Here is a 15,678-nt window from a genome sequence, read left to right as displayed (position 1 = left end):
CACGGCCGCCATCACAGCGTCGGCACCCCGTCGGCGCGTCCCCCGCCGCGGGTGAAGGAAGCGGGCGCGTGCGCGGTGACGGTGGGAGGCGGAGGTGCGATGCCCATGACGCATCACGAGACACCCGACCGGGACGACGACGGGCCCGGCCGGGGCAATGCCACCGAAACCGAACTCGAGCGCCTGCGTGCGGAGGTCAGCGAGCTGCGTGAGCGCGCCGGCACCCAGCGGCGCCGCCGGGTCCGTCTGCTGTCGGTGCGGCGGATCGTGGCGGCGATCCTGATCGCGCTGGTCGCCGTCCTGGCGACCACCTCGATCGTCGGCGTGTGGGGTGCGCGGACCACGCTGAACACGGACCGCTGGATCGCCACGGTGGGTCCGCTGCCCGAGGACCCCGACGTGAACGCCGCCGTCTCCACGTATCTGGCGCGCGAGATCTTCGACCGGCTGGACGTGGAGCAGCGGCTGTCCGAGGCGCTGCCGCCACGCACGTCCTTCCTGGCGGCGCCGGTCACCGGAGCCGTCCACGACTACGTGCGTGACTCGATCTCCAAGCTCATCGACAACGAACGGTTCCAGGAGCTGTGGCGTGCGACGAACCGCCGTGCCCACGCCCGGATCATCGAAGTGATCGAGAACCGCAACGACAGCGTGAAGGTGCGCGGTGACACGGTCACCCTGAACCTGCTGCCGGTGGTCAACAACGTGCTGCGGTCCCTGGAGGAGCAACTGCCCACCCTGTTCGGCAAGAAGCTCGACCTGCCGGCCCTCTCCTCCGGCGAGCTCCCGCCGGGCCTGCACACACGCATAGAGGCCGCGCTCGGGGTGTCCCTGCCGGAGAACTTCGCGCAGATCCGGCTCTACAACCGGCATGAGCTGGGCCAGTTGCAGGACACCGTGCTCCTTGCCAAGCGTTCCGTGGTGGGCCTGCTGATCGCCGTGCCGGTGCTGCTCGGGCTCGCCCTGTGGATATCGCCACGGCGACGGCGCACCCTGCTCCAGTTCGGCCTGTGGCTGGTGGTGACCGTCACGATCCTCGCCGCGGTACTGCGGGCGGTCCGGGACCAATTGCTCGGCCAGGTGCCCTCGGGCGTCTACCGGGAGGGGGCGCGCGCCGCGATGTGGACGATCTTCGAGACCCTGCGTGACCGGGGCGACCAGTTGCTGTGGCTGGGCATCGCCATCGCCGTGCTGGCCTACCTCGTGGGGCCGGGACGCCTGCCCAAGGCGCTGCGCCGGTACACGGTGCAAGGCGCGCGCTCCACCGGCCATGTCCTGGCCAAGGCGGGCGACCGGGTGGAGGGCGCGCGGGTACGGCCGTGGCTGGCACGCCACTCCGACGTGCTGCGGGTCTCCGGCATCGTCGTCGCGGCCCTGATCGCGCTGCTGCTCACGTCATGGACCGGCCTGCTCGTCGTCGGCGTGCTGCTTGCCGCGTACGAGATCGGGCTCACCCTCCTCACCCGCGCGGAAGATCCTCCCCCGAAGGGCTCACCCCCGGAAGGTGAAGCGGGCCGGGCTGCCCCCGCGAAGACTGGCGCATCCGGTTGACCGAGGCAGGGAGACGCGCATGAAGACGCGGACGCACGCCGGGCGGATCGGACCGAAGGGTGACGGGAGCGCGCGAGCGCGCCTGTGGGGCCCGTATCTGAGCGAACGGCAATGGGGCACGGTCCGCGAGGACTACAGCCCCGGCGGCGACGCCTGGTCCTACTTCCCGCACGACCACGCCCGTTCACGTGCCTACCGGTGGGGCGAGGACGGCCTCGGAGGCGTCTGCGACGACAAGCAGCGCCTGTGCCTGGCCCTCGCCCTGTGGAACGGCCGCGACCCGATCCTCAAGGAGCGGGCCTTCGGTCTCACCAACGGCGAGGGCAACCACGGCGAGGACGTCAAGGAGTACTACTTCTACCTCGACAGCACCCCCAGCCACTCGTACCTGAAATACCTGTACAAGTACCCGCAGGCCGAGTACCCGTACAACGACCTCGTGTCCGTCAACCAGCAGCGCACGCGCCAGGAGTTCGAGTACGAGCTCATGGACACCGGTGTGTTCGAGGACGACCGGTACTTCGACGTGACGGTGGAGTACGCCAAGGCGGATCACGAGGACATCCTGATGCGCGTCACCGTCGAGAACCGGGGCCCCGACGAGGCGACCCTGCACGTCCTTCCGACGCTGTGGTTCCGCAACACCTGGTCCTGGGGCGATGACCCCGACAGGGAGCACAGGCCACGGCTCAGGGCGGTCGACGGACCCGACTCGACCGTCACGGTCCGGGCCGACCACCCCGAGCTCGGCAGCTACGACCTGCGGTGCGCGGACGGGCCCGCGCTGCTCTTCACGGAGAACGAGACCGACAACCAGCGGCTGTTCGGCTCGCCCAACGCCTCCCCCTACGTCAAGAACGCCATCGGCCGGTACGTCGTCGAGGGCGCACAGGACGCCGTCAACCCGGCGCACGAGGGCACCAAGGCGGCCGTCCACCACACGCTCACCGTGCCCGCGGGAGGCTCGCACACCCTGCGGCTGCGCCTCGGCCCCGCCGACGCGAAGCTCCCGCTGACCCGGGGATTCGACACGGTCTTCACGGACCGCATCGCCGAGGCCGACGACTTCTACCGGGAACTGACGCCCGAGGGGGCGGGAGAGGACGAGGCACGCGTTCTGCGCCAGGCCCTGGCCGGAATGCTCTGGTCCAAGCAGTACTACGCGTACGACCTGGAGAGGTGGCTGCACGAGCACGACATGACCCCGTGGAGCCCGCCGCGTCCGGGCCTGCGCAACGGCGAATGGTTCCACATGGTGAGCGACGACATCATCTCCATGCCGGACAAGTGGGAGTACCCCTGGTTCGCCGCCTGGGACCTGGCGTTCCACGCCGTGGGCCTGTCCGTCGTCGACGTCGCTTTCGCCAAGGAGCAGCTCGAACTGCTGCTTCGCGACACCCACTTGCACCCCAACGGCCAGATACCGGCGTACGAGTGGAACTTCAGCGACGTCAATCCGCCCGTGCACGCCTGGGCCGCGTACTTCGTGTACACGGTGGAGAAAGGCACGACCGGCAACACCGACCACGCCTTCCTGGAGCGCACCTTCCAGAAACTGCTCACCAACTTCACCTGGTGGGTCAACCGCAAGGACCCCGGCGGCCGGAACATCTTCCAGGGCGGCTTCCTGGGCCTCGACAACATCGGCGTCTTCGACCGCAGCGCCCCCCTGCCCACCGGGGGAACCCTGGAGCAGGCGGACGGCACCGCCTGGATGGCCCTGTACTGCCAGTCGATGCTGCAGATCGCGATGGAACTCGCCGAACACAACCCGGCCTACGAGGACCTGGTCCTGAAGTTCGTCGAGCACTACCTGTGGATCGCCGCCTCGATGGACCGGGCCGGGGAACTCCACGACGAACTGTGGGACGAGGAGGACGGGTTCTACTACGACGTGCTGCGGCTGCCCGACGGCCAGGCGGTCCGGCTGAAGGTCCGCTCCATGGTGGGACTGCTGCCGCTCTGCGCATCGACCGTCTTCCGGACGGACCAGCTGGAGCGCCTTTCGGGTCTGAGCGAGCGGCTCCAGCGGTTCGCCGAGCGCCATCCCTCGCTGAACGTGACGCTGACCTCGGCGCAGTCCGGCGCGGTGGGCGGTCCGCGGCTGCTGTCCGTCCTGGACGAGAAGAAGCTGGTGCGCGTGCTCGCCCGGCTCCTGTCGGAGGACGAGTTCCTGAGCCCCCACGGCATCAGGGCGCTCTCCCGGCACCACGCCGAGCACCCGTACACGTTCTGGGTGGGCGGCGAGGAGTACAAGGTCTCGTATCTGCCCGCGGAGTCGGACACCGGCATGTTCGGCGGCAACTCCAACTGGCGCGGCCCGGTCTGGATGCCGATGAACGCCCTCGTCATCCGGGGCCTGATCAACCTGTACGGCTTCTACGGCGACGACTTCACCGTCGAGTGCCCGACCGGCTCGGGGATCCAGAAGAACCTGTACGAGGTCGCCGAGGAGATCTGCTCGCGCCTCACCCGGATCTTCCTGCGCGACGACGAGGGACACCGCCCCGTGTACGGGGGCCAGGCGAAGTTCAGCGACGACCCGCACTGGCGCGATCTGATCAGCTTCTACGAGTACTTCCACGGCGACAACGGCGCGGGCCTCGGTGCCTCGCACCAGACCGGCTGGACCGGTCTCGTCGCGGCCCTGATGAAGATCTTCGGCACGCTCGAGCCGGACGACTTCCGGTCCGGCCCCGCGAGGAGGAAGAACCGATGACCGAGTTGCCCGCGCAACCCGTCGTGCATGAAGTCAACACCCGCGTCTGGCTCAGGGAGACAGCGCTGCGTACCGGCGGTCCGGCCGGACTGGCGGACGTGCCCAAGGACGTGTGGGACGAGATCACGCCCTCCGGGGTCGACGCGGTCTGGCTGATGGGGGTCTGGGAGCGCAGCCCGCTGGGGCGTGCCATCGCCCTTCAGGACCCGGCGCTGCGCGGCGCCTTCGCCTCGGCCGTCCCCGGCATCGGCGAGGAGGACATCGCCGGTTCGCCGTACTGCATCCGCCGCTACGAGGTCGACGAGGCCCTCGGCGGCGCCGCGGGTCTGGCTGCCGCGCGGGCCGAGCTCGACCGCAGGGGGGTCGGGCTGCTGCTCGACTACGTGCCCAACCACGTGGCGCCGGACAGCCCCTGGGTGAGCGAGCACCCCGAGTACTTCGTGCAGGGGGACGAGGAGGACGCCCGGCGCGATCCGGCCGGGTTCCTCGACACCGGGCAGGCCGTCCTCGCGCGGGGCCGTGACCCGTTCTTCCCGCCCTGGCCGGACGTGGTGCAGCTGAACGCGTTCGCCCCGGCCCTGCGGAGGGCGACCGCGGAGGTGCTCGACGGCATCGGCGGGGTCTGCGACGGGGTGCGCTGTGACATGGCGATGCTGATGATGAACGACGTCTTCGCCCGGACGTGGGGCGAGCGGGCGGGCACACAGCCGCAGGAGGACTTCTGGCCCGAGGTGCTGAGCGCCGTCCGCCGCCACCACCCCCGCATGGTCTTCGCGGCGGAGGCGTACTGGGACCTCGAATGGGCCCTGCAGCAACAGGGGTTCGACTTCTGCTACGACAAGCGGCTCTACGACCGGGTGCTGAACGAGAGCGCCGAGTCGGTCCGCGGGCATCTGCGGGCGGAGGAGCGGTACCAGCGCGGACTGCTCCGGTTCCTGGAGAACCACGACGAGCCGCGGGCCGCGCGGACGATGCCGGCGGCCAAGGAACGGGCGGCGGCCACGCTGATCGCCACCCTGCCCGGCGCGACCCTGTGGCACGAGGGCCAGTTCACCGGCCGCCGCGTCCATCTGCCGGTCTTCCTCGACCGCCGTCCCGAAGAGCCGCCGGACCCCTCGCTGCGAGCCTTCCACGAGCGGCTTCTTTCGGCCGTGCACCGCAGCGGCATGCGGACCGGGCGGTGGCAGCTCCTCGACTGCGAGGGCTGGCCCGACAACGACTCCGGCCGTGACGTGATCGCCTCGTGCTGGACCAGCGGGGCGGGCCGGTTCCTGACGGTGGTGAACCTCTCGGATCACCCGGCACAGGCGATGATCCGACTACCGTGGAGCGAACTCGGCCCGCATGACTGCGAGTTGACCAGCCTCCTCGATGCCGATCGCTACGAGCGACCGGGCAGGGAACTGACGGCGGGCGGGCTCTACGTCGATCTGCCGCCGTGGGGCACACACCTGCTCTCGGTGGCCCCGGCGGGCGTATATCTTCCCGCGTCCTAGCCCGCCCCGGACGGACGTGAATCAGCCCTGGTCCCCGGTGTCCCGGTGGACCGGGGCCCAGTCCGCGCCGCTGTCCGAACGGAAAGCCTCCACGGCGCCCTCGACGGTGGGGTGGAAACGGTCGGCGCCGAACGTACGGGCAAGGCCATAGCGCTCGATCTTGCGCCGGACCGGATCCTTGAGCTCGGCGAAGACCAGCTCCACGCCCAGCCCCCGCAGCGTCGCGTCCAGCTCTTCCAGGACGTCCGCCGCGGTCGTGTCGACGTCGGTCACCGGCTCCGCCGCGATCAGGACGCGCCGCGGCGCCGGGTCGGCGTGCACGTACCGCAGGACCTCTTCGCGGAACGACTTGGCGTTGGCGAAGAACAGGGGCCCGTCGAAGCGGAAGATCACCAGGCCGGGCAGGAGCTGGGCGCCCGGGTGCGACCGTACGTCGTGATAGCCCTCCACGCCGGACGCACGCCCGAGCACGGTGCTGTAGGGCCACCACGAGCGCCTGAAGACATTCAGGATGGACAGTCCGACCGCGACGGCGATCCCCGGCAGCACGCCGAGCAGGGCCACCCCGAGGAAAGCCGCGATGCACAGCCAGAACTCCGCCTTGCGCTGGCGCCAGAGCCGCCTGGTGCCCGCGAGGTCGGCCAGCGACAGGGAGGCCGTGATGACCACCGCGGCGAGCGCGGGCTGCGGCAGATCGCGGAAGAGGCCCGGCAGCAGGACGAGCATGAGCACGATCAGCGCCGCGCCGACGAGCCCGGTGAGCTGTGTCTTGGCACCGGCCCGCTCGGCCACGGCCGTGCGTGACCCGCTGGTGCTCACGGGGAACCCCTGGAAGAGACCGGCGGCCATGTTCGCGGTGCCGATCGCGATCATCTCGTCGTTGCCGCGGACCTCCTGTCCGGTGCGGGCCGCGAACGCGGAGGCGTTGGAGATGGTGTCGGCCAGGGACACCAGGGCGATGCCGAGGGCGCCGATGAACAGCGGGCCCAGATCGGCCAGGCCGATGTCCGGGACGGTGAACGGCGGGAGCCCCTCGGGGAGCCGTCCGACGGTCTTCACCCCGTGCTCGTCCAGGTCGAGCGCGACGGACGCGGTGATGGCCAGGACCACCATGACGAGGACGGCCGGGATCTTCGGCATCAGCCGTTGCAGCAGCAGGATCAGGAGGATGCAGCCGCCGCCCACCGCGACGGCCGCCGCCACGGTCCGCCCGTCCGCCACCCCCTGGACGAAGTCGTCCACCTCACGGATCAGCCCGTCGGACTCGGTCGAGAAGCCGAACAGTTTCGGCAGCTGCCCGATGAGGATGGTCAGGGCCAGGCCGTTCATGTAGCCGATCATGGTGGGCTTGGAGATGAGATCGGCGACGAAACCGAGCCGCGCCACCCCGGCCAGGAGCGTGATCGCGCCGACCATCAGGGCGAGGACCGAGGCGAGCGCGATCGCGCGTCCGCTGTCCCCGTCCGCGGCCACCAGTGGCAGGACCGTCGCGGCGATCATCGGGCCGAGCGAGGAGTCGGGGCCGAGCACCAGGACACGCGAGGGCCCCGCCACGGCGTAGGCGAGCAGACACATCACGGAGGTGTACAGACCGGTGATCGCCGGCAGCCCGGCCAGTTCGGCGTAGGCCATGCCCTGCGGCACCAGGAGCGTGCTCAGGACGACGCCCGCGACCACGTCCTTGAGCAGCCACTCCCGGCGGTAGGTGCGCAGTGTCTTGATCCCCGGCGGCGTTCCGACGCGCACCGGCCTCTCACCTCTGCCCGGTGGCGGACGGCGGATGACGGCGGCGTGCGGCGAGTTTGCCGAGTTCCCACAGCGCGAGGAGCGCCAGGGCGGGGAGCAGGGCCCAGCCGAACTGGCCGATGCCCAGCGGCGTGGTGTCGAGCAGCCGGTTGAAGGCGTCCGTCTGGGTCACCAGCACGGCGAGCACGAACTCCGCGAGCACGGTCCAGTTCAGCTGCTTGCTGTCGAAGGTGTCGGGCGTGAGGACCGTTCCAATCTGGCTGCGGCATTCCAGGGCGGCCACGGTCAGGCACAGCGCGAACGCGGTCAGGGCGATGGAGTTGCCCACGCGGGCGCTGTCGTAGCGCGACTCGCCGATCTGGATCATGGTCAGCAGGCCGGCCGCCACGGCCGCCCCGGCGAGCCCGACCGTCAGCATCAGGGCGCCCGTCATCACGGGCTGCCCGCGGGGCCGCGGGCGGCGGGACATGAGTCCGTGGCTGACCCGGTCGAACCCGAGGGAGAAGCCGAAGGCGGCGTTGACGACGAAGTGGATCCACAACACCTGGGCCGGGGTGAACGGTTCCCCCTCGGCGATGTCGAACAGCGCCGCCCCCAGGAACGTCAGCACGAACACGACGAGCAGCACCAGGACGAACCGGATGTACTTGGTGAGGTTGTCGTAGATCTTGCGGCCCTGTTCCACCGCGTGGACGATCGTGGCGAAGTTGTCGTCCGACAGGACCATCCGTGCGGCGTTCTTGGCGACCTCCGTGCCCGATCCCATGGCGATGCCGATGTCCGCGGCCTTGATGGCCGGGGCGTCATTGACGCCGTCGCCCGTCATGGCGACCACGTCGCCCTTCTTCTTCAGGGTCTCGGCAAGCAGCACCTTGTGCTCGGGGGCCACCCGGCCGACGACGCCGATGTCGTCGATGCGGGCGAGCCGCTCGTCCGGCGACAGGGCCGCGAAGTCGGCGCCGAGTATCGCCCGGCCTTCGATGCCGACCTGCTCGGCGATGGCGGCGCCGGTGACGATGTCGTCGCCCGTCACCATCCGCACGCGGATATGGGCGGCTTGAGCCGCGGCCACGGCCTCCCTCGACTCGGCGCGAGGAGGATCGGCCATGCCGACGAGACTCGTCACGCACAACCCCGTGACGTGGGCCAGCAGATCACCGTCCGGCGTGAACCCGGCGGGGTCGAGGTCGCGGGTGGCGGCCGCCATCACGCGAAGGCCCGCCCGCTCCATCCGTACGAGTTCGTCGTCGGCCCGCGCCCGCAGGGCGGTGTCGAAGGGGATGACCGCGCCGTTCGACAGGGCGACGGTGGTGCGTTCCAGGACGGCGGGAGCCGCCCCCTTGACGAAACAGCGCACGACCGGAAGCCCCGTGCTGTCGAGGGCCCGGTGGAAGGTGGCCATGAGTTTGTACGCCGGGTCGAAGGGCAGGGTGGCCAGCCGGGGGAGCCGTTCGCGCGTGGCGCCGACATCGAGGCCCGCCTTGTGGCCGAGCACGAGCAGCGCGCCCTCGGTGGGATCGCCCACCACCCGCCCGTCCACCAGTGAGGCGTCGCTCGCGACGAGATAGGGCAGGATCGCGTCCTCGATACGGGGGGAGCTGCCGGCGGCGTGGTGGATCCTGCCCTCCAGGCCGTAACCGCTGCCGGAGACCGTGTAGCGGTCGAAGGGGTCCACCACTTCGACGACCGTCATCTGATTCATCGTCAGTGTGCCGGTCTTGTCGGAGTTGACCGCCGAGGTGAAACCCAGCGTCTCCACCGACGGCAGGTCTTTGACGATCGCGTTCCGCCGGGCCAGGTCGAGTCCCCCGCGCGAGAGGATGGTCTGCGTCACCGTGGGCAGTGCCTCGGGGACCGCGGCGATCGCCAGCGAGACGGCGCTGACGAAGAGCACCTCCCACGACACGCCACGCTCGCGTCCCAGGGCGAACATCATGACCATGGTCACGCCGGCCGCTCCCACGATCCAGAGCGTCAGCCGGTTCAGCTCCCGGGTCAGCGGGGAGTCCTCGCGCCGGGTGGTCGACAGCATCCCCGAGATCTTGCCCAGCTCGGTGGAGGCGCCGGTGGCCGTGACCACGAGCACGCCGCTGCCATGCGTGACAGGGGTGTTCATGAACGCCATGTCCGTCTGATCAACGGGGCCGAGTCCACTGCCCCGTACCGGCACGGCGTCCTTCGCGGCGGGGACGCTCTCCCCGGTGAGCGCGGACTCGTCGATCTGCAGGGCACTCGTGGCGACGAGCCGCCCGTCCGCGGGCACCTCGTCCCCCGCGGAGAGCAGGACGACGTCCCCGACGACCACCTCCGCCGCGGGGATCTCGGCCTCCGTCTTGTCGCGCCGCACCCGCGCGGTCGCCATCGTCATCTCCTTGAGGGCGTTCATGGCGCTCTCGGCCTTGCCCTCCTGCCGTAGCCCGATGACCGCGTTCAGGACGGTCAGGGCGAAAAGCACCACCGCGGTGCCCCACTCCTGGACGGCGAGCGACACCACGGCGGCGGCGATGAGGATGATCTGCATGTACGAGGTGTACTGACCGAGGAACCGCAGCCAGCCGCTGGGCGTGCGTTCCTCCGGCAGCGTGTTGGGCCCGTCCTCGGCGAGCCGCGCGGCCACCCGCGCGGCGTCGAGGCCCACGGCCGGGTCGACGTCGAGCGCTCCGGCCACCGCGTCGGCGGAGAGGGCGTACCAGGCGTCCGCCGGTGCGAGGAGGTCCCCGTGGCCGGGTGCCTGCGCGGTCATCGTGCCCGCCTCCGATCGTCCCGGCGGCGCGGAGCGCCGGCGGCGGCCCGCGCCGCGTACGGGTCCGCCACCGCTCCGTCGGGCGCCTCGTCCACCAACTGCTGCTTCGCCAGCCGCAGCGCGTCGCGGCTCTTGTCGTCGATGACGGGATACTGCGGGTCGACCTCGATGAGGGTGTGGGCGAGTACGGCCGCCGCGCAGGTGCGCGCGAACCATTTGCGGTCCGCGGGCACGACGTACCACGGCGCCCAGGGAGTACTCGTGGCGGACAACATCTCGCTGAACGCCGTCTGGTAGGCGTCCCAGAACGTGCGTTCACGGGCGTCGGCCGCCGAGAACTTCCAGTTCCGCTCCGGGACGTCGATCCGTTTGAGGAAGCGGATGCGCTGTTCCTCCCTGGACAGGTTCAGGAACAGTTTGACGATCCTGAACCCGTTGTCCGTCAGGTACCGCTCCCAGTCGTTGATCTCCCGGTAGCGGCGGCGCCAGATCTTCTTGCCCGCGGCCTTGCCCGGCAGCCGCTGGCGGGTGAGGTGTTCGGGGTGCACCCGCACGACCAGGACCTCCTCGTAGTGGGACCGGTTGAATATGCCGATCTCCCCACGGCGCGGCAGGTTGCAGGCATAGCGCCAGAGGTAGTCGTGGCTGAGTTCCGCGGCCGAGGGCACCTTGAAGCCGGCCACCCGCACGCCCTGCGGATTCACCCCGCTCATCACATGGCGGATCGTGCCGTCCTTGCCCCCGGCGTCCAGCGCCTGCAGGCACATCAGGACACCGTGCGTGCCCTGGGCGGCCAGCCGGCGCTGGTAGTCGGCCAGCAGGAGGACGCCGCTGCGGAGCAGTTCCTGTCCGTCCTTCTTCTTCTTGACGCCCGCCTTGAAAGCGGGATCGAAGTCCCTGGACAGGTCCACCTTCGAGCCGGGTTCGACCCGCAGCGGCGCGATGAACTCCGCGATCCGTTCCGCCTGTTCGTCTGCCGCGTGTGCCCGTGCGTCCTTCATGGACCACCTCGGCCTAGTAGACGGATTCCTTGTCCACCGTGCACAGGGCCCAGATGATGAACCCGCTCATCGCGATCAGGGTGATGGACCAGATGGGGTAGTAGGGGAGGGAGAGGAAGTTGGCGATGATCACCAGTGAGGCGATGATCACGCCCGTGATCCTGGCCCACTTCGCGGCGACGAACAGACCGAAGCTGACGACCACCGCGATCGTGCCGATGATCATGTGGATCCAGCCCCAGCTCGTCAGGTCGAACTCGAAGGCGTAGCTGGGCGTGTTGACGAAGATGGTGTCCTCGAGGACGGCCATCAGACCTCGGCAGAAGTCCAATGATCCGGAGAGGAACAACATCACCCCGGCGAAGATGGTCAGCCCGGCGGCTGCGGTCTGCTTGGCGTCGGAGCGATGGTGCTGAGCTGTCGAGGTGGCCATGACAGGGCCTCCGTATTCGAGGAGGGTGCCGATTGCACCGCTGTGCCACGAGTGTTGCCCCTGACCGGTACCCCCGGTCGTCACCCTCCGGGGGTGACGTCGCGAGGATCGCGGCCCAGCAGGCTTGCCGTCGTCCGGCCCGTGCACGGGACGCGAACGGAGGCGAGGCGATGACCGTACCGTCCACCCCAGAGGGAGCAGACGCCCGGGAGGAGAAGCGCCCCTGGCCGCGGCAGGTGCTCCTGCCGCTCGCCCTCGCGCAGTTCGTCTGCAGCTTCGCGGGGTCCAACATGAACGTCATGATCAAGGACATCAGCGAGGATCTGGACACCACGGTGCAGGGCGTGCAGACCGCGATCACGGTCTTCCTCCTCGTCATGGCGGCGCTGATGATTCCCGGCGGCATCCTGACCGACCGCTACGGCCGCAAGCGCTGCCTCATCATCGGTCTCTCGGTGTACGGCATCGGCACCGTGCTCAGCGCGGTGGCGCCCGGCCTCGGCATCCTCATCCTGGGCAACTCCATCTTCCAGGGCGTCGGCACGGCCCTGCTCATCCCGCCCGTCTACATCCTCACCACCCTCCTGTTCACGAACGTGGCCGACCGAGCCCGCGCTTTCGGGGCGATCATGGCGATGGGCGGCATCGGCGCCGCCGCGGGACCCCTGATCGGAGGCCTCATCACCTCGGCGATCAGCTGGCGGGCGGCCTTCGTCTTCCAGGCCCTGGTGGTCGCCGTGATCATCGTGCTGACCCGGCGCGTCGACGATCCGCTCCCTCCGGACCCCGAGCGCGTCTTCGACACCGGCGGCGCGGTGTTGTCCGCGACCGGTCTGGTCCTGGTCGTCATGGGCATCCTCGCCGCCGACGACAACGTCTGGCTGATGAGCGGTCTGCTCCTCGTCGGCGCCCTGCTCCTGCTGGCCTTCTTCCGCTGGGTACGGGCGAAAGAGCGCGCCGGGACCCAACCGCTGCTGCACACCGGGCTTTTCCGCAACCGCACGTCCAACCTCGGCCTGATCACCCAGCACACCCAGTGGCTGATGCTCATGGGGGTGTCGTTCGTGGTGGCCGCCTATCTCCAGGTGGTCCGGGGATACAGCGCCATCGACACCGGCGTGATCTTCAGCGCGTCCACGCTGGGTCTGCTCGTGACCTCGCTCGGCGCCTCCCGGTTCGCGAGGAGGCGTGAGCAACGCACGCTCGTCATGGTCGGGTTCGCGGCGACGGTCTGCGGCATCGGTGTGCTGCTCGCCCTGGCCCACGGGGAACCCAGTGCCTGGACCTTCGTCCCCGGGCTGCTGCTGATCGGCCTCGGGATGGGAATGATGCTGACACCCTCGGTCAACGTCGTGCAGTCGAGTTTCTCCGAGGACCAGCAGGGTGAGATATCCGGCCTCTCGCGCAGTGTGTCGAACCTCGGCTCCTCGGTGGGCACCGCGATCGCGGGCACCATTCTCGTCGCGAACCCGGCCGCGGGACCGTACGCCGTGGCGCTCGTGGTGCTCGCCGCCATCGGGCTCGGCGGGTTCGCCGCCGCCGCGATGCTGCCCCGGACTCCGGTCCCCACCCGGCACGGGTGAGCACGCGCGGCCCGCGGTGCCGGCCGGCCTGCCGCCGGCCGGCTTCAGCGCCAGTCGTAACGGACGGCGCTGACGACCACCAGATCCTGTAGCGCGGCGCGGCGTCTGCTGAACGGGATCCAGACAAGGCCCAGCGGGAACGTCACGCACAGGGCGGCACGCAGCAGGGACCGGGGGAGCCCGAGCAGCGCCCCGGCGCGGTCCGTGACACGCAGCCCCATCAGCCGGGCTCCCGCCGTGCGCCCGATCGCGGCCCAGGAGCAGGCGAGGTACAGCACGGCGAGGACCCACCCGGAGACGCCGGAGAGCCAGAGGGAAGGTTCGGGGAAGCGGAACGGAGGCCCGGTGACGAGCAGTCGTACGCATCCGACGCCCGCCTGCACCGCGAAGCAGGCAGCGACCAGGACCAGCACGTCGAGTGCCGCCGCGACGCCGCGCGAGACGATCCCGGCCGGTTCGGGCCCGTTCCCGCCCTCCGGTACGGTCACCGCGCACGCCCGGCGGGTGGACCCGCGCCCTCGTCCCGAGCCGGGCCCGCACGCCTGAGGAGCAGGTCTCCGAAGCGGTTGGCGCTCCGGTCGCCGCGCCTCCCGAGCAGGCGGACCGCGTCGGTGGTCTCGGCGGCCATTCCGCCTCCGGTGTCGCGGACGATCCGTCCGAGATCGATCTCGGACAGGACTTCGCGGGTGAGTGCCACCAGATCGATCCGGACGATCACCGCGTCGACGTCGACCCGTGCGGCGATCCGGTTGACGTCGACCTGGCCGGCGACGCGGTCGACATCGATGCGGTCGGCCACGGCGTTCACGTCGACCCGGCCGGCGATCGCGTCCACGTCCACACGGTCGACGACGCGTTGCACGTCGACGCGGTCGGCGACGCGATTCACGTCGACACGGTCGGCGACCCTCTCCACGTCCACGCGGTCGGCGATCGCGTCCACGTCCACGCGTTCGACGATCTGTCGTATGTCGACACGGGCCACGATCCCGTTCACGTCGACGCGGGACACGAGATCGTCCAGGTCCATGCGGTCGAGAACCGCGGCAGCCAGCCCACGGATCACCGTGCTCGCCGCCTCATCCACGATGCCGAGCACACTCCGCGCCTGTCGTACGGCGAAGGTGACCGGGTTCCACGCGCTTGCTTCAGCCATCCGTAGATCGCAGCGGGAACCGGCGGTTCTGGCATCCTCCGCCGCGGGTGAGTCGCCCGCGGCCGGGAGGTCCGTCAGTAGTGCGGGACGACGACGACCGGGCACCGGGCGTGATGGAGCGCCGCGTGCGTGGTCCGTCCGAGACGCGGCCCGGCGGGGACGCGGCGGCCGATGACCAGCAGGCCCGCCGCCCTGGCCGCCTTGACCACGTGGTGGCCGACCAGGCCGTGCACGAGCCGGCCGGTGACCCGGGTGCCGGGGAACTTGTGCCGCCAGGGGGCGAGTTCGGCCGCGAGGCGGTGCTCCTTCTCCGGCCGGGGGTCGATGGCGTCGGCGGAGGGGATCAGGGGGGCGGTCCAGACGTGCACGACGTGGAGCGGCGCCTCGCGGGATGCCGCGGCGTCGAAGGCGTACTCGAGGAGTTCGTCTCCGGCACGTTCGAGGTCGAGTCCGAGCACGACCGGGTGGTCGGGGCCCTCCGCCGGGCCCGGGCCCGTACCTTCGGAGTCGGCGCTGGCCCGCACCAGGGCGACGGGACAGGACGCGCGTGCGGCGACGGCAAGGGCGACCGAGCCGATCAGGGCCCTGCTGAGCGCGCCGGAGCCGCGTGAGCCGACGACGAGCAGCGCCGAGGATCTGGCCGCTGCGAGCAGTGCTTCCACCGGTGGCCCGGCGACCTCCTCGTCGAGGACGGCAAGGGTGGGGTGGGTGTGCGCGATGTGCAGGACCGTGCGGTCGAGGGCGTTGTTCTCGCGGTGGGCGGGGGCGTCGACGTCCGGCGGGCGAGTGTGCTTCGCCGGTGGGCCGCCGGCGTGGACGAGGTGGAGGGGCAGGTCTCGTCGCAGGGCTTCGCGGGCCGCCCAGCGGGCGGCGTCCAGGCTCTCCGGTGAGCCGTCGATTCCGGCGGTGATGGTCTGTTGCGTGGGCATGGTGCGCACCTCCGCGGTGCGGTGTGGGAGTCAGGGGGGTCCGGGGAGCCCGGGTACGGGGGACGGCGGTCCCGGTGGCCGGGAGAGGTGGCCTGATGTGTTCGGGCTGTGACGGCAGGTCGGGGCGGAAGCGCTCGTCGCGTCGGTCTGCCAGCCGCGAGGACGGTTCGTCACGCGCCCGCGCCGCGAGTCCGCGCCCGCAGGCGTGGAGCGCCGCCGCTCGCGCGAGGGTCACAGTGCCTGCCGGGTACGGGTGTTCAGGGGCGCTGCCCGAGTGAGCGGAGCTCTGAGGACCGGCGTCGGGCCGGGGACTCCAGTGGG

Annotated in this window: 11 protein-coding genes; 4 read left to right on the top strand and 7 right to left on the bottom strand. The window is 70.5% G+C overall.

The genetic code is table 11. From position 1 onward, the window contains the following. Positions 1-105: 105 nt before the first annotated feature. From IE226_RS05765 to IE226_RS05755, 3 genes are read left to right on the top strand one after another with little or no spacing between them, the layout of a single operon-like run. Positions 106-1,551 carry a hypothetical protein gene (locus tag IE226_RS05765; RefSeq protein ID WP_190079901.1) on the top strand — a complete coding sequence of 482 codons (1,446 nt, stop codon included), beginning with the start codon at positions 106-108 and terminating at the stop codon, positions 1,549-1,551. Between the two features lie 19 nt (positions 1,552-1,570). Beyond that, the gene (locus tag IE226_RS05760; RefSeq protein ID WP_190079900.1) at positions 1,571-4,270 is read left to right on the top strand and encodes an MGH1-like glycoside hydrolase domain-containing protein; all 2,700 of its coding nucleotides are present in this window, start codon (positions 1,571-1,573) and stop codon (positions 4,268-4,270) included. Then, positions 4,267-5,766 (top strand): alpha-amylase family protein, encoded by a 1,500-nt coding sequence (locus IE226_RS05755; RefSeq protein WP_190079899.1) that lies wholly within the window; start codon positions 4,267-4,269, stop codon positions 5,764-5,766. The genes IE226_RS05760 and IE226_RS05755 overlap by 4 nt, the downstream gene beginning before the upstream one ends. Positions 5,767-5,787: 21 nt before the next feature. Here the strand turns inward: IE226_RS05755 and IE226_RS05750 are convergent, their stop codons facing one another. From IE226_RS05750 to IE226_RS05735, 4 genes are read right to left on the bottom strand one after another with little or no spacing between them, the layout of a single operon-like run. After that, the gene (locus IE226_RS05750) at positions 5,788-7,512 is read right to left on the bottom strand and encodes a SulP family inorganic anion transporter (protein WP_190079898.1); all 1,725 of its coding nucleotides are present in this window, start codon (positions 7,510-7,512) and stop codon (positions 5,788-5,790) included. Positions 7,513-7,519: 7 nt separating this feature from the next. Beyond that, positions 7,520-10,255, bottom strand: a complete 2,736-nt coding sequence (locus IE226_RS05745; protein WP_190079897.1) for a cation-translocating P-type ATPase — start codon at positions 10,253-10,255, stop codon at positions 7,520-7,522. Next, entirely contained in the window at positions 10,252-11,256 is a 1,005-nt protein-coding gene (locus tag IE226_RS05740; protein WP_190079896.1) for a polyphosphate kinase 2 family protein, read from the bottom strand. The genes IE226_RS05745 and IE226_RS05740 overlap by 4 nt, the downstream gene beginning before the upstream one ends. Before the next feature lie 13 nt (positions 11,257-11,269). After that, a complete protein-coding gene (locus IE226_RS05735) occupies positions 11,270-11,689 on the bottom strand; it encodes a DUF7144 family membrane protein (protein ID WP_190079895.1) in 420 nt (139 codons plus the stop codon). Between the two features lie 170 nt (positions 11,690-11,859). Between IE226_RS05735 and IE226_RS05730 the strand changes: the two genes are divergently transcribed. Beyond that, a complete protein-coding gene (locus IE226_RS05730; RefSeq protein ID WP_190079894.1) occupies positions 11,860-13,272 on the top strand; it encodes an MFS transporter in 1,413 nt (470 codons plus the stop codon). Between the two features lie 44 nt (positions 13,273-13,316). Here IE226_RS05730 and IE226_RS05725 read toward each other — a convergent pair whose 3' ends face one another. From IE226_RS05725 to IE226_RS05715, 3 genes are all read right to left on the bottom strand, one after another. Next, the gene (locus IE226_RS05725; RefSeq protein WP_190079893.1) at positions 13,317-13,760 is read right to left on the bottom strand and encodes an RDD family protein; all 444 of its coding nucleotides are present in this window, start codon (positions 13,758-13,760) and stop codon (positions 13,317-13,319) included. Further along, positions 13,757-14,428, bottom strand: a complete 672-nt coding sequence (locus tag IE226_RS05720) for a hypothetical protein (RefSeq protein WP_190079892.1) — start codon at positions 14,426-14,428, stop codon at positions 13,757-13,759. Before IE226_RS05720 ends, IE226_RS05725 begins: the two co-directional genes overlap by 4 nt. Positions 14,429-14,502: 74 nt before the next feature. Beyond that, positions 14,503-15,357, bottom strand: a complete 855-nt coding sequence (locus IE226_RS05715; RefSeq protein WP_190079891.1) for a universal stress protein — start codon at positions 15,355-15,357, stop codon at positions 14,503-14,505. Positions 15,358-15,678: the final 321 nt, after the last annotated feature.

Source organism: Streptomyces longisporoflavus (assembly GCF_014649775.1).
In the GTDB taxonomy this organism is placed as follows: domain Bacteria; phylum Actinomycetota; class Actinomycetes; order Streptomycetales; family Streptomycetaceae; genus Streptomyces; species Streptomyces longisporoflavus.
Note: the sequence above shows the minus strand (reverse complement) of the source record. Positions and strands in the feature narration are given on the sequence as shown.